Here is a 20,231-nt window from a genome sequence, read left to right as displayed (position 1 = left end):
CTGTAAATCTATATTTGCAATTGTTAATTAGCCTATTAGTATCTTATTTTATAATCTTATTCACTAACGGTTTGGTTTACTCCATCTTCATTATTTGAATAAGATTCCTTAGAATCGGATTGCACAGGCAAATCTTCTCCAAAACGCTTCAAATGCGTTGCAGCTTGATCAATAGCTTGCTTAACTTTAGGCGTAACAACCTCTTGAGCTTGCTTAACAGTTTCTTGAGCCTGCTTAACAGTTTCGGTTGTTTTATCTAAAATCTTAACCGTTGCAGGAAGTGGCCTACTATTAGGTTTTGGAGCATAAAGCTGCGTTTCAATAATATCGCTATATTTCTTCAAAACCTTTGGACGCACAACCTTCATGCTTGGCGTTAACGTACCAGCGTCTTGAGAGAATTCTTCGTCTAAAATAACAAATTTACGAATAGACTCCGCTCTAGAAACTGTGCTATTAGCTTGATCAATAAATTGCTGAACAACAGATCGGATTGCATCATTTTGTGCAATATCTTTCATTGGAATAGTCTCATCCATTCCTTGATTATTAAGCCAAGAACGAACCATATCTGGCTCAAGCTCAATAAGAGCAGAAACAAATGGCTTTCCATCTCCAACAACCACTGCATGCGAAACAATAGGACACTTTGCAATAATGGTTTCAAGAGGAGCAGGACTTATGTTCTTTCCGCCAGCAGTGATAATAATGTCTTTTTTTCTGCCAGTAATTGTTAAGAAGCCCTCATCATCAATCTCGCCTAAATCGCCAGAATGAAGCCATCCATCTTGGTCAATAACTCCTGCAGTAAGCTCTGGCTTTCCGTAATATCCAACAAAAACATTAGGACCTTTTACAAGAACTTCGCCATCATTTGCAATGCGAATTGTGATTCCAGGGCCAGGCTTTCCAACAGAACCAACTTGATTAGCATGCTCAAAGTTAACAACGCATGGAGCAGCTGTTTCCGTCATTCCATAACCTTGAATAAAAGTTATTCCATCTAATCCATTAAAGAAGTGAGCAAGCTCTGCATTTATTGGAGCACCACCACAAGCTAGCCACGCTAAATTAGGACCAAGTGCAGATCTTATAGAAGAACCGACAGTCTTCATATAAAAATCGTGCTGCAATTTTGCATAAATAGAATGCGATTTTCCTTCGACTTCGTCTTTAGACCACTCAGCAAAATGCTGAACAGCCTTAGCAAAGATTCTACCGCGGATTCCAGCACCAGCTTTTTGAGATGCTGCGTTATAAACTTTTTCAAACACTCGAGGAACGCCAAGCAAATACGTAGGCTTAAAACTACGCAAATCTGCCAACAAATGCTTAGCGTTTGGAACATAACCAATAACACCGTTCGCTCCAACTGCAACATATTGAATATACCTTGCAAAGCAATGTGCAAGAGGAAGGAATAGAAGTATTCTACTTGGCTTATACAACATGTCGTTTAGAACATCGTATGCTGCGTAAACAATGTGCGTAAAGTTTCTATTAGTAAGCATTGCTCCCTTTGGCTTGCCAGTAGAGCCAGAAGTGTAAACAATAGTTGCTAAATCATCTGCTTTTATTTGATTAATAGCATTATTTAGCTCATCGTCGCTTATTGATTTTCCAAAATCAATAACAGCATCAATACCATTGGCCTTAAAGTTAAAAACCGTTTTTAACGAAATTCGCTTATTGTCTTGACGAACTCTTTCCAAGCATTGCGCATGCTCATCGTCTCCTGCAAAAGCGATAACAGGCTTTACTTCCGAAATAATATCTGCAGCTTGAAGAGCGGAGTCAGTTTCGTAAATAGGTATGCTTACAGCACCAATACAAGCGCACGCAAAGTCAACAACACCCCATTCGTAACAAGTTGGAGAGTAAATAACGATTTTGTCTCCTTGCTTAACACCAAGAGCGATTAAGCCTCTTGCAGTAGAACGAACTTTGGATAGCATCTGTGATGCGCTAACATCGTGCCATTGACGAGTATTGTCATCTTGCCATTGTGCAATCACGCCTTGCGGGTCTCGCATTGCCCTATTGGCAAGCAATGAATAAATTGTGTCACCATCGTTAGTTGGGTGAATGTCTTCTACAGAAAATTCTCGCAGCATATTCTTAATTGTACGGTATAAGCATGCCAACACAAAACTATGAAGATACAAAAATATGCACAGAAAATTGGCATTTTTTACAAAATAACAATTTAACAAATAATGATTTAGAAAACCCCTTGAGTAAAACAGCAAATGCAAATTATATTCTAGGGGCGTTACGCAAATAAGCTACATAATCCAACATGTTTATGCATGTACATACTTAATTAAATCAATAACTACTTAAAATTCATATTATGCAAACTACGATTAGGTAAAACCTAACCTATATCTGCTAACGTGCAAACCCATTTTCCCATTATGAATCTAAGTGTTAAAGATGTCCAATATTCTGTATCTCCAATATGAAGCAAAACAACTGCCTCTAATTGTGATGGAGAAACCAGTATTCCATTTATCATCTTCGGTATTGTTGGATTACTTCTTAGCTTAGAAACTTCTGCCTCATTATGCTTATCTTTGTAGCATTCATTAATCAAGTACCACATATTCTCGAGTTTGTATATACACTCTTTTGTTAATGCTCTTTTCATCTCTGGCGATATTGGCCTGCCGTGAGAAATATCACCTACTATGCACGCTACTTTGCATATTTGCATTGCAAGATATAGGTACATCTTTTTACCATGCGTATTATTGAAACACGATGATACGTGATAACTTGCCATTGAGCGAGAAGACCCAACTGGTATTAAACCTTCATAAACTGGAAAAGGTCTTCTATCTTTAGTCTGGAACCGCGACGGATCTACTTGATCTGGGAAGTTACTATTAATAACCTCCCAAAATGTCTCATTATCATCGTCGTTTGCGTATAACAGAGTGTTAGAAAAATTTCTCATTCTCTCCTTCTTTCCTAAAATTTTGTCAAGTCATTTATTTTTTAATTCCTTATTTGTTAATTTTGTTTTCACATTATTTTCTAATGTTTAAGTAAAGCATACAGCTTATTGCAAAAAATAAAAGAGTTAATTTAATATGTGGATAAAACATTCATAACGCTTGAATTTTCACCGAAAAATCAAGGATTATCTAACAAAAGTTATACACATTGAATAAAAAGAATTGCTTTATAGTCCAAAGCTAGGCTGACTAATTCTATTTTCAGAATATTCATCAGCTTAGCTTTACGCAGTTTTGGCCTATACCCTTTTGGCTGCCTATAACACCGAAAGCTGGCATACGTGCTGAGACATGTAATAGAAAATAAAAAATCTCAGTAGATATGAGGACATATCTACTGAGAAATCAAATGGAGCGGACAGCGGGACTCGAACCCGCGGTCTCAACCTTGGCAAGGTTGCGCTTTACCAACTAAGCTATATCCGCAAGCAAGATGCCATAGTAGCCTGATTTATTGTTGAATGCAAGTTATAATCAAAAATAAAAAAATATATAGTGATTTTCTGCTGTATTCAAGCAATTTTACGGAGTGTTGAGTATAAGAAAAAGATAAGAAAACGATAAGAAAAATATTGAATACGATAATTATTATCATTAAGCCATAAATTTTTATAAAAATTTTTATTAAAATGTTATTTTTGTCATGAAAAATCGTAAAAATAATGTAGAATAAAAGATAGCTTTTACCAAACAGGTAAAAGAAAACTGAAAAAGCAATGTTTTTCAAAGATGAAGCATAGAACAAGGAGGTTTCTATGAAGGCTATTGTTGCAACCAAAGATAAGAAGGCTCAGGTTGTAGAGAAGGAACTTCGTCCATTGGAATTTGGCGAAGCCTTACTCGATATGGAGTGCTGCGGCGTATGCCACACCGATCTTCACGTTAAGAACCAAGATTTTGGCGATAAAACTGGCGTTATTCTTGGCCACGAAGGCATTGGTATTGTTAAGGAAGTTGGCCCTGGTGTTACAACATTAAGGCCAGGCGACCGTGCATCTGTAGCATGGTTCTTTAAGGGTTGCGGACATTGCGAATATTGCACCACGGGCAGAGAAACACTTTGCCGTAGCGTTTTGAACGCAGGATACACTGCCGATGGTGGCATGTCTCAAGAGTGCATCGTCGCAGCAGACTACGCAGTAAAGGTCCCAGAAGGCTTGGATCCAGCTCCTGCAAGCTCCATCACTTGCGCTGGCGTTACAACCTACAAGGCTATTAAGGAATCTGGCGTACACCCAGGCGAATGGCTTATTTTATTCGGTCTTGGCGGTCTTGGTAATCTTGCGTTGCAATATGCAAAGAACGTATTTGGTGCGCACGTAATCGCAGTAGATGTTAACGATGCTCAGCTTGAATTTGCTAAGGAATATGGCGCAGATTTGTGCGTGAACCCACTTAAGGAAAATGTTCCTGAATTTGCTATGAAGAAGGTAGGCGGCGCTCATGGCGCTGTTGTAACCGCTGTAAGCAAGGATGCTTTTAACTGTGCAGTTGACTCTGTACGAGCAGGCGGCACTGTTGCAGCTGTTGGTCTTCCACCAGAAGATATGGAACTCAGCATCCCTCGCCTTGTTCTCGACGGAATCCGCTTGGTCGGATCTCTTGTTGGAACTCGTAAGGATTTGGAAGAAGCGTTCCAGTTTGGTGCTGAAGGCAAGGTTGTTCCAAAATGCCATATGCGCAAGATGGAAGACATTAACGACATCTTCGATGAGATGCTCAGCGGTAAGATTCGCGGTCGAATGGTAATTGACCTCTCCCACTGAAAAAAGAGATAAAATAAAAATCTAGAAGCCACTTAGCAAACGCTAGGTGGCTTCTAGTTTATGTTTTAAGAAGTTTTAAGATGCTTTAAGATGTTTTAAGACTTAATTTTTGTACACTATTTCAACGGAGGCATTGGCTTCCAATTAGGATCATGCAAAATTTTTCTGCTTGCAATCCAACCAGTAAAAAGCTTTTTAACGCCACTTAAAATATGCTCACGATCTACAGCAACAAGCCTAATAAGCTCTTTTGCAGCAGTCAAAGCGGTTCCAAGAGCAAACATAAATGGCCTAAAATCACCGTGGATCATAAAGTAGCGCGCCATAAAGCCACGATTTCTCATAATATGGTAACGATTCATGTCGGAAGTGGAATTTAGTTGGCGAACACCAGCAATATCCCAATTAGGAATATTACGAGTTCTGCGAAGAATAATGTCATTTACAACAATCGGATTCGTAACTTTGCTAGCAAGATAGCCATAAGTAGTGTCATCCCAATAAATAAAGTAGCGCGAATCTGGAAGTCCGATTTTCTCTACAATATTGCGCTTAAACAATCCACCTTCAAAGCACATTGTGTTCATAACGCGGTAGCCAGATGGCCCAAATGCTGCTGGAGCGATTGGATTAGGGATTCCAAGAGAAACAATAAAGTTATATTGCCAATAAAAATCACCACCGTCGTAGTCTAAACGACTTCCTTGAATAACATCGTGGCTTTTAGTCCACTTGCAAAGACGCTCAATAGATTCTGGAACAGTTTCAACATCATCGTCCATAACCCAAAACCATTGTGCGCCAAGCTCATACGCTTTTTTAACGCCAGCACTAAAACCGCCAGCTCCCCCAAGATTGCTACTTTGTGGCGCGTAAACAACGCGGTTTGAATCGCCAGAATCGTCCGCGCTAGAAGCGCCCCATCTGCGCGAAAGAATATCGCCTAAATCATCCACCATTTTGCGCGTTTTTTCGCTACTTTCGTTGTCTACAACAACAATTCGCCACGGGCATTGATTCAGACACTCAAATGATTTGAACAAATTTGCAAGAAGCTCCTGGCGCTTATAAGTAACAACAATAATCGCAAGCTTGTCTATAGTATTAACAGAAGTATTCGTAATTTCACTCATGCTCTTAATCTTACACTTAGCATTGCCATCAAAAAGCGTTACAAGTCAAAAGTTAATCAAACCGCTAAATGTTCTTAGCACTTAGCAATAAATATTCTTAGCGATAAATGTTCTTAGCATAAGATAAAAATAAAGTGTAGTTTCAGGGAAGGTGAAAGTCCTTACTGGCGGTAACGAGGTAATTCTTGAATTAGTGAATTGTCTTGAAGCCCGCGAGCGGCATTGCGCTGCTGATTCGGTTAAAATCCGAAGCCAACGGTTAAAGTCCGGATGAAAGCAACGGAGGCTCTAATGAGCATTTCACGCGAAAATAATCATAAAACAAGTAATAACACAGCAAATAATCACGCAACTTACTCTGGCACAAACTATTGGTCAAGCGAAAAAATTGCTAAATACGCGCTATTCGTTGCGCTCTCTATTGCTGTAAGCTTTATAGAATTTCCACTTATTCCAGACGTAAACTACCTTAAATACGATCCTTCGGGAATTGTGTGTTTAATTGCAGGATTTGCATACGGACCATTCGCCGCTGCAATCGTAAGCGTACTAGGATTTGCTCCACACTTCTTTACTAACCCGTTTGGCGCAATAATGGCAATATTGGTTTCAATGGGCGCTTCTGTTAGCGCTGCAATCGTCTACAAAAAAATTAGAACCAAAGAAGGCGCTATTATTTCGCTTGCGCTTGGCTCTGTAGTTGCGATTGCTCTTGCAATAGTCGGAAATCTTATTATTACGCCGCTTTATGCTCATATTAGCGTTGAGCAAGTTGCTGCTCTTATAGTTCCAGCTCTGCTACCGTTTAATGTGATTAAGCTTGCGATTCATTGCGTAGTAACTATGCTTGTTTATAAGCCTGTTTCAAAACTTCTTAACTACAACAAATAGTAAACAAATAGCATTAGCCGAAATAGCATTAGTCAATTAAGTAAAAAGCAAGCTGATTATGCAAAGCAATAAAGTTATTCAAGATAAAACATCTTGCAAAGTCGAAAAAAGCAATACGTATTATTGTGCTAAAAAAGATAATGCTGTTTCTTTGCAAAAAGTTCGCTTTAGCTATGATGGCGGAAAAACTTGGATTCTAGACGGAATAGATCTTGAAATAGCGTATGGTCAAAGAATTGCAATAATAGGCAAAAATGGTAGCGGAAAATCTACGCTATCTAAAATTATTGCAGGACTTTCTTCCCCAGATTCTGGAATTGTTACGCTATGCGGAATAAAAGTTTTTGAAGCAAACAATGTTGATTCAAAAGCGTACCAAAAAGCACGAGAATCTATTGGAGCATTGTTTCAAAGCCCAGAAGACCAAATCGTTACAACAGTTGTAGAAGACGATGTTGCTTTTGGGCTTGAAAACTTGTGCGCCTCTAAAGAATTTATGAAGAAAAATATAAGCAATGCTTTACGCGCTGTAAACATGGAAAATCACCGTTTTAGCGACCCGAGCAATATGAGTGGAGGTCAGCAGCAGCGTGTTGCTATTGCGTCATCGATTGCTACAAAATCAAAACTTCTTGTATTAGATGAGCCTACAAGCATGCTTGATTCTTGCGCAAAAGAAGATGTGAATAAGCTTTTTAACAAATTGCAAACGAGCGGCACAACAATCGTGCAAGTAACACATAAGATTAGCGAATGCAAAAATGCGGATCGAATATTAATGCTAGAAAACGGAAAATTGCGTGATGTAAGTTTATTGGAATTAGATGAATTTTTCACGGAAAAATCGCCAGCTGTTATTGAATCAAAAAGCATGACGAAAAATGTAGAAAATTCAAATACGGCAATTGAAATATCGAATCTAAGACTTAGCTATAGCAAAAATCAAACTCCTATATTATGCGATTATTCTCTAAGCGTAAAATCAGGCGAAATTGTTGCAATAATGGGAAAAAATGGATGCGGAAAATCAACGCTCGCAAAAGCAATATGCGCACTTATTAAATATGATTCTGGCTCTATTTGCGTAAACGGAATAAAAATTAGCGAAAAAACAAGCAAATCGCAAATGCGAGAAATTCGCAAAAACATTGGTTACGTTATGCAATTGCCAGAACAACAACTTTTTGCGCAAACTGTTTTTGAAGACGTAGCATACGGGCCAAAAAACTTTGGATTAGAAGGACGTGAATTACATTCCAGAGTATTGAACGCACTAAAATCATTGCATATTGAACACTTAGCGCAGAAATCTCCATTCGAACTTTCTGGAGGCCAGCAACGACTAGCAGCAATCGCAGGAATTTTAGCTTGCAATCCAAAAATTTTGGTCTTAGATGAGCCTACAGCAGGATTGGATTTTGAGTATGCAAAAATCGTGTTAAAAATTTTAAGCGATTTGCACAATAAAGGCGTAACAATTATTGTTATTACGCATGATTTAAATGAAGCAAAATCACTTGGTGCGCGCATAGTTACGTTAGATTCGAACAAAAAGAAGCTGGTGCAAGAACAAGAACAAGTACACGCACAAGCCGAAAAGCTTGAAAATGCTAGCGAGAATGGCAGCGAAAACAAAAATAAGTCATTGCTAAGCTTATTCAATACGCGAATAATACTAATATCTTGCTTAATTCTTATGTTTAGTGCGTTTAGCATTACAAACTTCTATCAACTAGGAATTCTTGCACTATCAACGCTTGCTCTAATATTTCTCGCTAGAATATCGCCTATAAAATTATTGTTGTCATTGCATATATTTATTGCAATATTCGTATTTTCTGGAATGTTTAATCTTCTAGTTGTGCATTCTGGAAAAGGACTTTTTAGAATCGGGCCGCTACTAATAACAGATGATGGAATAAAGTTTGCAATACTTTTCGCTTCAAGATTTTCGCTTGTTATACTAATCGGGTCAATAATTGTACTAACAATAAGCCAAACGCGATTGACTGAAGCATGCGCGTCTATTATTTCGCCTCTTAAAAGCGTAGGATTGCCAAGCCAAGAAATTGCTCTTATTATGAGCCTTGCTTTGCGCTTTTTGCCAACTCTTTCAAAAGAAGCAGAATCTGTAGCATTAGCTCAAATCGCAAGAGGCGGAAACATAAAAGACGGATCTATAAAAAAGCGATTGCGCGCAATAACTTCCCTTATTGTTCCAGGATTTGCAAGCGTGATTCGACACGCAAACACACTGGGGCTTGCGCTAGATTCTAGATGCTACGTTCCTGGAGCAAAGCGCACGCACTTACATACGGAGAAAATTCACATAAAAGACTTTGCGCTTTTAATAATTACATTAGCTATTGTGTTCGGAATAATTTTTGCTGGAATATTTATAGCGTGAATATTTATAATCGAGCGGATTGAACGCATTGAGCGCAGATTCTTACGGTTAATGTATAATCCGATAAGCATTGAAAATTTAAGCGTTACAAGTAGATAATCAATAGTCGATAGTTGGTTGTCGATAATTGCGTTTAACAATATAGTGTTTTGACGTTTTAGCGTTTTACGCATGTTGAACGCGACTTGGAAGGAAAATAATGGCATTAACTAAAAAGCAGATTAAGCAATTGCGCGCGCTCGCTAACACTTTAAGCCCATTGCTTTATGTTGGAAAAAACGATATTAGCGACGCTGCTGTTAAGCAAGCAGACGAGACAATGCAATCTCATGAGCTTATGAAGTGTGCTGTGCAAGATGGCTCTGGATTAAGTGCTAAAGAAGCTGCACAAGAACTTGCAGAGCATCTTGGTGCAGAAGTTGTGCAAGTAATTGGCAACCGCTTTGTGCTGTTCCGCGTTTCAAATCGCGAAGATATTGACCACATTATGCTTGTGCGTGAGTAAAACTCTCTTAAAAAAAAAATAGTAATACTGCATTAAAAGGCTTCTTAAAATTCTAAGGAGCCTTTTAATTATCGACTTTATTTATTGTCATCGGGATTGTGGAGAATGGCGCGAATTTGCGATAAACGTTGCGAAATCTCGTGCTCGTAGCCGCGATTATTTGGGTGATAATATTCGCGGCCAACTAGCTCATCTGGCATATATTGCTGAGATGTCACAGCTCCTGGGTAATCGTGAGCGTACTTGTACCCATCGTGATTCCCCCAGCTTTTCATCAAAGCAGTTGGAGCATTTCGCAAATGAAGAGGCACTTGACCAATATTTCCAGCATCAACATCTTGCAAAGCCTTATTAATCGCATTGTAACTTGCGTTTGATTTTGGAGCAGTTGCTACAGCAATCACAGCTTCAGAAAGAATAATGCGTGCTTCTGGCATGCCAATTAAAGCAACTGCTTGAGCTGCAGCAACAGTTACTTGCAAAATTTGTGGAGCTGCCATACCAACTTCTTCGGCAGCAGCAATCATAATTCGCCTTGCAATAAAACGCGGGTCTTCCCCAGCTCTAAGCATTCGCGCTAAATAATGCAAAGAAGCGTCAACATCACTTCCACGCATTGACTTAATAAAAGCAGAAATCACATCGTAGTGGTCGTCGCCATCTTTGTCGTAACGAACTGTAGTAGTATCCATTACGTTAGAAACAATATCAGCAGTAATAACAGGCTTCTTTTTGCCATGTTGCAACGCAACATCTCCAGTTACCGCTCCTGCTGCCGCCTCTAAAATAGTAAGAGTTTTGCGAGCGTCTCCCCCGCTTAAACGAATAATTGAATCTATTGCGTCGTCATCAATTTTAAGCTGATTATTAAGACCATTTTCGCTTGAAATTGCGCGTTCTATAAGCGTGCGCAAATCTTCAACACTAAGAGACTCAAGTTTAACAACCACTGATCTGCTAAGTAGTGGCTTAATGATTGAAAAACTTGGATTTTCGGTAGTAGCACCAATAAAAGTTACATCGCGATTTTCTACGCTTGGAAGCAAAGCATCTTGTTGAGATTTAGAAAAACGATGAACTTCGTCAATAAACAGAACTGTTTCTTGACCTTTACTAACCAAGCGCTCATGCGCGCGATCTAGCACCGCTCTAACATCTTTAACTCCAGAAGTTACAGCAGAAAGCTCTTCAAACACGCGACCAGACTGTTGAGCCACAATATAAGCAAGCGTAGTTTTACCAACTCCAGGAGGCCCAAACAACACAACGGAACTTGGAGATGTAAGAGAACCTTTAGATTGCGGATTTGCAAGCCTACGCAAAGGCGAACCATCTTTTAACGCATGAGACTGCCCAAGCACGTCTTCGATAACACTCGGTCGCATACGCACAGCCAACGGACGCGTTACATCGCTAGGCGCACTACTTGCTGTAAATAAATCCTGAACCATAATCTAAGTATACTCAATCCATAGAACAAACGTTCGACTATATTTTGTATTTTGGTCTAAATCTTACGTAAAACAACACTAAACGTGCGACACACTGTAGTCAAAGAACACAACTTCGCCTGTATCTTGTGTGGAATCCAAATCAACAATTCCAGTAATAGCCCAATTATGGTCTCCGTCCGAATCGTCAATAATTTGCCGAACTTTCCACGAATGCTCACTTTTTTCTAGAGAATCATCCAAAATAAACAAGTCGCCGCCACGAGCTTTGGCATCTATTCCAACATATTCGTGCTCATCATAATAGTCGTCAAGCACATCATTCCACTCATGAACGCCGTAACCCCAAGCTTTGTCAAGCTCTCCCAAAGCATCCGCATCTTCCAAATCCATAAGCTGCACGCGGCGGAACATTGCGTTTCTAATCAACACAATAAGTCCACGACGATCCTCAACTACAGACTCAGCAGTTGAAGGTGCAGCCGTAGTTACTGCACTAGCTTCAGCGTCAGACCCTCCTGCACTCTCCCACTCGTCTACAAGACTTGAATCAATAGAGCGCACAACAAGACGAAGCCACGAAATAATATCACGCAATTCTTCGTTAAGCATGTCTTCTGGCACAGTGCGAGCAAGCGAACGATAAGCGTCCGAAAGGTAGCGAAGAAGCGTTCCCTCACTTCTAGCAATGCCATAGCGCGAAATATAGCCAGTAAAATCAGAGGCGGTTTCAACCATGTCTCGAAGCACAGATTTAGGCTTTAGCCAGTAGTCGTTTGCCCACGGAACATCCTTGCGATATTGCGCAAAAGCGGGAGCTAGCAAATCTTCAAGAGGCTTAGGGTAACTGACTTCCGCCAAGCGTTCCATGCGCTCCTCGTAATCAATGCCATCATCTTTCATACCAGCCATTGCAGCATCGCGAGCTTTACGCTCTTGCGCGCGAAGAACAGGCTTAGGGTCATCTAAAGTTGCTTCAACCATAGAAATTACGTCAAGCGCATAGCTTTGAGATTCTGGGTCTAGAAGTTCCAAAGCAGCAAGCAAGAACGGAGAAAGCGGCTGATCTAGAGCAAAACCCTCTGGCATAGCAACATCAAGATCATAATCGCAAGAACCATCCGAAAACTCTCTGCATTCAATCACTTGAGTATCGAGAAGAGTTTGGAAAATATCGTTGCAACGCTCGAGCAATTTCTCTTTATCTTGTGGCTTTTGCGCACTATCTTCAATAAGTTTTTCAACGCGTGCTCTAGCGTCTCCGCCTTGCGTAACTTCGTTCAAAATCATTGAGTGCGTTACAACCATATGCGGATTCAAAGTTTCGGGAGCGCTTTCAATAAGCTTAGTAAACGTTGGCTCACCCCAAACTATAAATCCTTCTGGAGCCTTCTTACGCTTAATTTTTTTAAGCTTTTTAGGGTCATTGCCAGCTTTTGCAACAGCGCGCGCGTTTTCAATCTCGAACTCTGGAGCCTCTGCAACTACTAAGCCTTCGGTATCAAACCCCATTCTGCCTGCACGACCTGCAATTTGGTGAAACTCGCGAGCACGAAGCTTGCGACTACGATTCCCATCAAACTTTGTGAGCGCTGTAAGCACAACAGAGTGAATTGGCACGTTAATACCAACGCCAAGAGTGTCTGTGCCGCAAATAACGGGCAACAATCCTTGCTGAGCTAGCTGTTCAACAAGCCTGCGGTAGCGTGGAAGCATGCCAGCATGATGTACGCCAACGCCTGTGCGCAGCAGCCTTTGCAAAATTTTGCCGAAGCCTGTAGTAAATTTAGTGCCTTTAATCGCTTGAGCAATTTTGTCTCGCTGATCTTTGCTAGAAACCCCCGTACTTGCAAGCGCTTGAGCTGTTTCTAGAGCTGCGTCTTGCGAAAAATGAACTACGTAGATTGGCGTTAAACCCTTGTTAAATAAGAGTTCTACAGTTGTGGCAAGTGGCTTATCTGTGTACTCGTATTCGAGTGGGATTGGTCTTGGAGCGTTAGCAATAATATCAACACTACGATTTGTCGATTTTTCTAAGCGCTGTGCAATATCTGACACATCTCCAAGAGTTGCACTCATAAGCAAGAATTGCGTATTTGGAAGTGTAAGTAGCGGAACTTGCCAAGCCCATCCTCGCTCTGGGTCTCCATAGTAGTGGAATTCGTCCATTGCAACGCAATCAACTTTTGCGTTTGCGCCTTCTCTTAAGGCTTGATTTGCTAAGATTTCCGCTGTGCAGCAGATTATTGGAGCGTCCGCGTTAATATGCGAGTCGCCAGTAATCATGCCTACGTTATCACGCCCAAAAATCGCAACTAAATCGAAGAATTTTTCGGATACAAGTGCTTTGATTGGCGCAGTGTAGTAGGAGCGTCTGCCAGTGGCGAGTGCCGCAAAATGCATGCCGAGCGCTACTAGCGATTTTCCAGAACCTGTTGGAGTGTTTAAGATTACGTGGTCTCCTGCAAGCAAATCCATAACAGACTCTTCTTGATGCGGCCACAAATCCACATGCTTGTTAGTTTTAACCCAATCAACAAATGCTTGAAAAATTTCGTCTTCGCTAGCATGATGCAAATCAAGAGCTAACTCGCCTAATCCAGCCATATTCCGCTCCTACTTTACTTACGCTTTAATCGCAACTTTAGTTGCAAATTTAATCGCAAATTTATTTACTTACGATTTTACTTGCGCTTCTTTTTATCTCGTACTTTTACAGAGATTTGAATAGGAGTTCCCTCGAATCCAAATTCTTCTCTAAGAGAACGCTCAATAAAGCGACGGTAGCCGTGCTCTAAGAAGCCAGTTGCAAATATTACAAAACGCGGAGGGCGTGTAGAAGCTTGCGTTGCAAACAAGATTCGCGCTTGCTTTCCACCTCGCAAAGGATGCGGATGAGCAGACTGAATACGGCCTAAGAAGGCATTAAGCTTGCCTGTAGGAATGCGCTTATCCCAGCTGTCTAAAGCTGTTCGCATAGCGCGTGCAAGACGATTCGTATGCCATCCTGTCTTTGCAGAAAGATTAACTCGCTCAGCCCAAGTAACGCGCTCAAACTCAGTTTTCCATAAGCGTTCCATGCGCTGTCTGGAAAATTCGTCCATCAAGTCCCACTTGTTAAACACGAGTACGATTGCGCGACCCGCGTCTACAGCCTGACTCATAACCTTTAGATCTTGCTCTGCAATTGGCTGCGAAGAGTCAAAAAGAATCAAAGCAAGTTCCGAACGCTCAATCGCAGCTTGCGTACGAAGTGAAGAATAATATTCGGCACCCGTAAGCTTGTGCTGCCTGCGCTTAATACCAGCCGTGTCAATAAACAGCCAGTCTTCTCCATCAACTCGCACAACTTCATCAACAGGGTCTCGAGTAGTTCCAGCCAAGTCGTTTACAACAGAACGCTCTTCGTGAGCTAAATGGTTCAAAAGCGAAGACTTGCCAACGTTTGGACGACCAACTAAAGCAACTCTGCGCAAACCTTCTGGAGTTAAGAATCCAGAAGTCTTATTCGCTTTCTTTAAAGATGCAAGAGCTGCGTCAAGCAAATCTCCAACGCCTCTGCCGTGCATTGCAGAAATTCCGTAAGGCTCGCCCATTCCAAGCTTCCAAAACTCTGCAGTTAAATACTCGCTTCTAGCGTCGTCAACCTTGTTAACTGCCAAAGTAATAGGCTTACCTGCAGCGCGAAGCATTGAAACAATGCGCTCGTCGGTAGCTGTTAAACCAACTTGACCGTCTACTAGGAAAATCACAGCATCACTTAAACGCACTGCTACTTGCGCTTGCTGAGCAATCGAAGAATCAATGCCTTCAACATCTGCTTCCCAGCCGCCAGTGTCAACAAGCTTGAAGTTGGTTCCAGCCCACTCAGCGTCGTAGCTTACGCGATCTCTAGTAACGCCTGGAGTATCTTCTACAACAGCAACTCTGTGACCCAAGATACGGTTTACAAGCGTTGATTTTCCAACGTTTGGTCGGCCAATAACGGCTATTACTCCAACCGCTTTTGTATCTTTCGACTCATCTTCGCCTGCTAAATCTCCGCTAAGAAGCGCACGGTCTTCATCGTCAAGATCGTAGCCTTCAAGATTTGCAGCATAACGGTCGTACTCATCTTGCTCAATAGCATCGTCAACCATCTCTACAAGCGCGTCAAGAGTCTGCTCAAAAGTCAAATCAGAATTATCTAGAGTTGTAACACCGTCTGCAGCTTTAAGAAAATGAGTAACTTTAGAATCTTTAGCGTCTCGATCGCGAATATCGTCTTCTTCTAAAGATTCATTATTCTTAGATTCGCTATTTTGCGAATTTTCTTGCGCAATATCTTGCTTGTTTCTGCGAGCTTGGCGCACTTCTTCGCGCGCAGTAAGAAGCACTCGAACTTGCGCATTAGGAGCCACAACAGTAGTAATATCGCGGCCTTCTGCAACTATGCCTTCTCCGCTAGAGAAAGAATCCTCAGCTGACTCTGAAGCAATATATGCGCGTTGTGCAGCAATAAGCATGCGTCGAACTGCAGGAATCGAAGAAACAGTAGACACGCGCGAAGAAACTTCGCTGGAACGCAATTCTTCGCTAATATCTTCACCATCAATTACGACTACAGGATTTTTTGGATCAACGCTAAATTCAGCATGATCTTCCGTAAACAATGCTCCAACAGCTTCAACAATTTGATTAAAGCGTTCTGCATCTGCAGAATTTGTTGGATTTCCTTCTTCGTCCAACTCAAGCTGCTTGCTTAAATCAATTCCTTGCTTTAAGCACCACCATGCGGCAGCTCTATACATTGCACCCGTATCTAAATACGCAAAACCGTAGTATTGTGCTAAAGCGCGAGAAGTAGAAGACTTGCCAACTCCTGCTGGTCCATCAATTGCTACACAAATCACAGGCCAACCTCCTTAGAAAGCGAGCGCACTTCTACTTGCGAAAGCACGCGATAAGACCCAGCTTTTAAGTCACCCAACTTAATAGGGCCGATTTGCGTACGAACAAGGCGCTTTACTGGGAAGCCAACAGCTCCAAAAATCCTACGCACAATGCGATTTTTGCCAGAGTGCAAAACAACTTTTACGATTGTTGCATCGTGATTCTGGTCGATTATTGCGCATCTGTCTAGCTTGATCCAGCCGTCTTCCAGATTTACGCCTTGCGAAACTAGCCTGCGGCAAACCATTCCGTTGATTTTGCCTTCAACAGTTGCAATATACGTTTTTTCAACTTCGTACTTTGGATGCATAACATGCTGGCTTAGCTCGCCATCATTGGTCATTAAAATAAGACCTTCCGAATCGTAATCCAAGCGACCCATGTGGAAAATTCGCTCGTATTTGTCTCCAACAATATCTCTTAAAGTAAAGCGACCTTTTGGATCATCCATTGCGCTCAAAACTCGCTTTGGCTTATTAAGCGCAAGCGTTACAAGCTTGTGATTGAACTTTACTCTGGATCCGTCTACGCGAATTTTTTGCTTACTTGGATCTACTCGAGTTCCGAGTGTTGTTACAAGCTCATCATCTACTTCAACACGCCCATCGAGAATAATCTCCTCACATTTGCGTCTTGAACCAAATCCCGCTTCAGCAAGTAGCTTTTGCAGTCGAACGGCATTTTTGTCATTTGAATGCGCCTGATTGGCGCGGGAATATGCGTTTGGCATCGTTCTCCCAACGTGACCTATTGTATTAATTTAATCTTATTGATGTTTTATTTATGGCCATTTTTGCGTATTTTTTAATAATTTTTTAATCATTTTTTAATACTCACAGCAAATTGCCACGTTTTTCTATACTAGCGTATGGCATAGCCGTGATACTATAGCAAACGTTTGGTTGTGTTGCAAATAACAAAACAACATAAAAACAACACAACACGTACACATTAACGTAAGGAATTGTTATGAACAACACTTTGCAAAATAAATGTTCAAATGATGAGCAAAAAGCATCTGCTCCTGCACCTCTTATTTTTAGGATTTTTGCTGAATTTATTGCAAGCGTTTTTGCAATATTTACTATTTATACGTTCTCTTCTGTTGTAACAGCAATGTACGGCGTGAACGTTCTTTTAATTGCTGCAGGAACAGGCTTAGCTTACGCAGCAGCAATCAGTATAGCAGCTAAGGTTTCTGGAGGCCACGTTAATCCAGCAGTAACAATCGCTTCTATGCTTACTGGAAGAACTTCTTATATCTCTGGAATTTTATACATTATTGCGCAAGTTCTTGGCGCACTCGTTGCTGCTTCAATAACTGTTTTTATTCTTCCTCAAACTAAAATGGTTCCAGAAAAAACATGGTTTGCTCCTGTTGTAAACGGTTTTGAAAGCGCTTCCATCTCTGCAAATCAGCTAAAAAGCGTTAATGCTTCTTTTGGCGTTATCTCCGCATTAATAGTTGAGATTATTGCAGTTCTTATTATTGTTGCAACAGCAATGACGTATACGCGCGAAGATGGTAGTGCTAAATGCACGTATGCAGCACACATGGGTATTGCATACTCTGTTGGCGCTTTTATTACCTACCAAATTACTGGATCGGGTCTTAATCCTGCTCGCTCTACGGGTATTGCCATTCTTGCACAGTCTAAGAAATTAGCTGCTTCGCCATTAAGCCAACTTTGGGTATTTTGGATTGCTCCTGTTTTTGCAGCAGCTCTTGTTGGATTCATTATGCTTATTAGCAAGCTTGTTCGTTCTTCTTCAAAAGACTCAATCAATGCTAAAGAATCTAATAATTCTTGCGATTTAAGCTTGGATGATTCTTCCAAAAACACTTCAGCATCTAACGAAGAATCAGAAAATAGCGAGAATAAAGAAGTTAACCCATTTTATAACGAAGACAAATAGTTAAAACAAAATAGGTTACATAAAAACAAAAATAGAAAAATACGTTATTAGCAAACCAAGTCCTAGTGCAATGCTTAGAAAAGAGTCAAAAGCAACGGATCTAACTTTCCAAGGGCTTCGTTGAGAAAAAATTAAGCGTATTATTCCAAGAATGATGGCTGTTGCAGAAATAATAACTGTAGCAGCCATTATTTTTCCTATAAAAGCTAATACAGCGCACACGCATACGATTATTGCTACAATCCATTGCGCGTATGGCTTACCTTCTTTTACTTCCGAAACGTAGATATGATTGCTTGAGTTGCTATTCGCATTGCTATTCGCATCGTGCATTAATTCATCTTTATGATCAAATTTTAATTCGCTATCTTGATTCTTCTGGCTAATTGTCATACTTGTATAATACATAAAAAGCCTTGGAAAGTATATTAAATACAATCCAAGGCTTTTTACGTTAATATGATTAATCGAGCTAATCTAACTGACTAATCAGCTATTTACAGAAATACTAATTTGCAAATAGCGATTGATTTTTAGTGGAAGAAGTGCCTCGTTCCAGTAGTGTACATTGTTACGCCAGCCGCGCGAGCAGCTTCAAACACTTCCTCATCTCTAATAGACCCTCCAGGTTGAACTATTGCGCTTACACCTGCTTCAATCAAAATTTGAGGACCATCAGCAAACGGGAAGAATGCGTCGGATGCTGCAACAGATCCTTTAGCACGCTCAACGCCATCAGCCAAAGTATTTGCTCTTTCAACTGCAAGATGGCAAGAATCCACGCGATTAACTTGACCCATTCCGATTCCAACAGTTGCTAAATCATGCGCAAGCAAAATGGCATTAGACTTTACACACCTAAGAGAACGCCATGCAAACTCTAAGTCTTTTAAGGTTTCTTCGTTCGCTGGGTTTCCAGAAACAAGAGTCCAATTTTGTGGATTATCTCCAAAATCATCAATCTTATCTGCACTTTGCACCAATGCTCCGCCGTCAATAGGATGCACTTGCAAACCTAAAACAGGAGGATTTGCAACCTTTAGGATTCGCAAATTCTTCTTCTTAGTGCGCAATAATTCCAAAGCCTCAGGCTCGTAGTCTGGAGCAATAATTACTTCTGTAAAAATTGGACGCACACTTTGTGCCATTTCTAGAGTAACAGTTGAATTGCAAGCAATCACTCCACCGTATGCGCTTACAGGATCGCAAGCGTGAGCCTTCGCATGAGCCTCTGCAGCTGTTGCACCTATTGCTAAGCCGCAAGGATTATTGTGTTTGCAAACAGCAACGGCAATTTGCGGAGCAAAATCCCAAACTGCACGCCATGCTGCATCCGCATCAACATAATTGTTATAACTCATTGGCTTTCCGCCAAGAAGCTCAGCTTGAGCTAAACCGCCATTATGCAACGGATCAAGATAAAGCCCAGCATATTGATGTGGATTCTCTCCATACCTAAGCTTACGTTCAAGAGTCCATGTTCGCGTGTAGTCACATGGAAGTAACGAATCTTTGCTTGTTTTATCAAGCGAATCATCATTGTTATCTGTGTTTTCTATCATGCTTTGTGGCATTGGCCAAGCACTATTAGTCCATTGGCATATTGCAGCATCGTAAGCGGCTGTATGCTCGAATGCTTTATGCGCTAAGTATTCGCGCTCTTGCAAACTAAAGCCTTCGCCAGAAGCAATTCGATTAGCAAGCAATTTGTAATCTGCAGGATCTGTAATAACAGCTACAGACTTATGATTTTTAGCAGCTGCTCGAATCATTGAAGGTCCACCAATATCGATTTTTTCAATAATGGCATCATTTTTAGCGCCGCTCATAACTGTGTTCACAAAAGGATACAAGTTTACAACTACAGCATCGAATGGCTCAATATTCAAATCTTTAAGCTGCTTTACGTGATCCGAATTGCTCATATCTGCTAGGATTCCAGCGTGAATATGCGGATCGAGAGTTTTAACTCTACCATCTAAACTTTCTGGGAATCCTGTTACATCCGACACTTGCGTAACGCTTACACCCAATTCTTGAAGCTTTGAAGCAGTTGAACCAGTTGAAACAACTTGAGTTCCACACTTTCTAAAAGCATCTGCCAGCGTTTCTAGTCCTTCTTTGCAAAATACTGAAACCAGTACTCGCTTTATTGACCTTTTACCTGTGGTTATCAGCACATCTGCATTTTGTTCTTGCTCATGTATCT

General features: G+C 40.9%; 14 protein-coding genes, 1 tRNA gene and 1 riboswitch. Of the genes, 5 read left to right on the top strand and 10 right to left on the bottom strand.

Annotation, left to right across the window (positions count from 1 at the left end):
- Positions 1-56: 56 nt before the first annotated feature.
- The 3 genes from ACPEIW_RS03530 to ACPEIW_RS03520 form a co-directional block, all read right to left on the bottom strand.
- Positions 57-2,114: an AMP-dependent synthetase/ligase gene (locus ACPEIW_RS03530; RefSeq protein WP_016801422.1), complete on the bottom strand. Its 2,058-nt coding sequence runs from the start codon at positions 2,112-2,114 to the stop codon at positions 57-59.
- A 263-nt stretch (positions 2,115-2,377) separates the two neighbouring features.
- Positions 2,378-2,959, bottom strand: a complete 582-nt coding sequence (locus tag ACPEIW_RS03525; RefSeq protein WP_004130824.1) for a hypothetical protein — start codon at positions 2,957-2,959, stop codon at positions 2,378-2,380.
- Positions 2,960-3,370: 411 nt separating this feature from the next.
- A tRNA-Gly gene (locus ACPEIW_RS03520) sits at positions 3,371-3,446 on the bottom strand.
- Between the two features lie 329 nt (positions 3,447-3,775).
- Here ACPEIW_RS03520 and adhP point away from each other — a divergent pair.
- A complete protein-coding gene (gene adhP / locus ACPEIW_RS03515; RefSeq protein WP_425663080.1) occupies positions 3,776-4,786 on the top strand; it encodes an alcohol dehydrogenase AdhP in 1,011 nt (336 codons plus the stop codon).
- 116 nt (positions 4,787-4,902) lie between these two features.
- On the opposite strand, the gene ACPEIW_RS03510 is transcribed toward adhP, so the two are convergent.
- Entirely contained in the window at positions 4,903-5,919 is a 1,017-nt protein-coding gene (locus tag ACPEIW_RS03510) for a glycosyltransferase (RefSeq protein ID WP_410294342.1), read from the bottom strand.
- A 134-nt stretch (positions 5,920-6,053) separates the two neighbouring features.
- Positions 6,054-6,205, top strand: a riboswitch (FMN riboswitch).
- Positions 6,206-6,210: 5 nt separating this feature from the next.
- On the opposite strand from ACPEIW_RS03510, the gene ACPEIW_RS03505 reads away from it, so the two are divergent.
- From ACPEIW_RS03505 to ACPEIW_RS03495, 3 genes are all read left to right on the top strand, one after another.
- Positions 6,211-6,810: an ECF transporter S component gene (locus ACPEIW_RS03505; protein WP_425663079.1), complete on the top strand. Its 600-nt coding sequence runs from the start codon at positions 6,211-6,213 to the stop codon at positions 6,808-6,810.
- 58 nt (positions 6,811-6,868) lie between these two features.
- Positions 6,869-9,217 (top strand): energy-coupling factor transporter ATPase, encoded by a 2,349-nt coding sequence (locus ACPEIW_RS03500; RefSeq protein ID WP_425663077.1) that lies wholly within the window; start codon positions 6,869-6,871, stop codon positions 9,215-9,217.
- Between the two features lie 199 nt (positions 9,218-9,416).
- Complete coding sequence (locus tag ACPEIW_RS03495) at positions 9,417-9,722, top strand: YhbY family RNA-binding protein (protein WP_004117809.1); 306 nt, start codon at positions 9,417-9,419, stop codon at positions 9,720-9,722.
- Between the two features lie 77 nt (positions 9,723-9,799).
- Here ACPEIW_RS03495 and ACPEIW_RS03490 read toward each other — a convergent pair whose 3' ends face one another.
- From ACPEIW_RS03490 to ACPEIW_RS03475, 4 genes are all read right to left on the bottom strand, one after another.
- Positions 9,800-11,173: a replication-associated recombination protein A gene (locus ACPEIW_RS03490; RefSeq protein WP_425663075.1), complete on the bottom strand. Its 1,374-nt coding sequence runs from the start codon at positions 11,171-11,173 to the stop codon at positions 9,800-9,802.
- A gap of 78 nt (positions 11,174-11,251) precedes the next feature.
- A complete protein-coding gene (locus tag ACPEIW_RS03485) occupies positions 11,252-13,780 on the bottom strand; it encodes a DEAD/DEAH box helicase (RefSeq protein ID WP_425663073.1) in 2,529 nt (842 codons plus the stop codon).
- 77 nt (positions 13,781-13,857) lie between these two features.
- Complete coding sequence (gene der / locus ACPEIW_RS03480; protein WP_425663071.1) at positions 13,858-16,065, bottom strand: bifunctional cytidylate kinase/GTPase Der; 2,208 nt, start codon at positions 16,063-16,065, stop codon at positions 13,858-13,860.
- The gene (locus ACPEIW_RS03475) at positions 16,062-16,835 is read right to left on the bottom strand and encodes a pseudouridine synthase (RefSeq protein ID WP_004133164.1); all 774 of its coding nucleotides are present in this window, start codon (positions 16,833-16,835) and stop codon (positions 16,062-16,064) included. The genes der and ACPEIW_RS03475 overlap by 4 nt, the downstream gene beginning before the upstream one ends.
- Before the next feature lie 239 nt (positions 16,836-17,074).
- Here ACPEIW_RS03475 and ACPEIW_RS03470 point away from each other — a divergent pair, with 239 nt between their 5' ends.
- Complete coding sequence (locus ACPEIW_RS03470) at positions 17,075-18,022, top strand: MIP/aquaporin family protein (RefSeq protein ID WP_425663069.1); 948 nt, start codon at positions 17,075-17,077, stop codon at positions 18,020-18,022.
- A 15-nt stretch (positions 18,023-18,037) separates the two neighbouring features.
- On the opposite strand, the gene ACPEIW_RS03465 is transcribed toward ACPEIW_RS03470, so the two are convergent.
- The gene (locus ACPEIW_RS03465; RefSeq protein WP_415701424.1) at positions 18,038-18,355 is read right to left on the bottom strand and encodes a DUF3017 domain-containing protein; all 318 of its coding nucleotides are present in this window, start codon (positions 18,353-18,355) and stop codon (positions 18,038-18,040) included.
- 200 nt (positions 18,356-18,555) lie between these two features.
- Positions 18,556-20,196, bottom strand: coding sequence for a bifunctional phosphoribosylaminoimidazolecarboxamide formyltransferase/IMP cyclohydrolase (purH, locus tag ACPEIW_RS03460; protein WP_425664405.1), 1,641 nt, complete (start codon positions 20,194-20,196; stop codon positions 18,556-18,558).
- Positions 20,197-20,231: the final 35 nt, after the last annotated feature.

The sequence above is a fragment of the Gardnerella piotii genome (assembly GCF_049815665.1).
Taxonomy (GTDB): Bacteria; Actinomycetota; Actinomycetes; order Actinomycetales; family Bifidobacteriaceae; genus Bifidobacterium; species Bifidobacterium piotii.
The sequence above is the reverse complement of the archived record's forward strand: the minus strand, read 5'-3'. Positions and strand labels throughout refer to the sequence as shown.

Bases quoted from the DNA above. Each gene is read 5' to 3' on its own strand.
- ACPEIW_RS03485 (WP_425663073.1), bottom strand. From the start codon at position 13,780: ATGGCTGGATTAGGCGAGTTAGCTCTTGATTTGCATCATGCTAGCGAA.
- ACPEIW_RS03475 (WP_004133164.1), bottom strand. From the start codon at position 16,835: ATGCCAAACGCATATTCCCGCGCCAATCAGGCGCATTCAAATGACAAA.
- ACPEIW_RS03490 (WP_425663075.1), bottom strand. From the start codon at position 11,173: ATGGTTCAGGATTTATTTACAGCAAGTAGTGCGCCTAGCGATGTAACG.
- ACPEIW_RS03500 (WP_425663077.1), top strand. From the start codon at position 6,869: ATGCAAAGCAATAAAGTTATTCAAGATAAAACATCTTGCAAAGTCGAA.
- ACPEIW_RS03510 (WP_410294342.1), bottom strand. From the start codon at position 5,919: ATGAGTGAAATTACGAATACTTCTGTTAATACTATAGACAAGCTTGCG.
- ACPEIW_RS03505 (WP_425663079.1), top strand. From the start codon at position 6,211: ATGAGCATTTCACGCGAAAATAATCATAAAACAAGTAATAACACAGCA.
- ACPEIW_RS03525 (WP_004130824.1), bottom strand. From the start codon at position 2,959: ATGAGAAATTTTTCTAACACTCTGTTATACGCAAACGACGATGATAAT.
- ACPEIW_RS03495 (WP_004117809.1), top strand. From the start codon at position 9,417: ATGGCATTAACTAAAAAGCAGATTAAGCAATTGCGCGCGCTCGCTAAC.
- ACPEIW_RS03470 (WP_425663069.1), top strand. From the start codon at position 17,075: ATGAACAACACTTTGCAAAATAAATGTTCAAATGATGAGCAAAAAGCA.
- adhP (WP_425663080.1), top strand. From the start codon at position 3,776: ATGAAGGCTATTGTTGCAACCAAAGATAAGAAGGCTCAGGTTGTAGAG.
- ACPEIW_RS03530 (WP_016801422.1), bottom strand. From the start codon at position 2,114: ATGCTGCGAGAATTTTCTGTAGAAGACATTCACCCAACTAACGATGGT.
- ACPEIW_RS03465 (WP_415701424.1), bottom strand. From the start codon at position 18,355: ATGCACGATGCGAATAGCAATGCGAATAGCAACTCAAGCAATCATATC.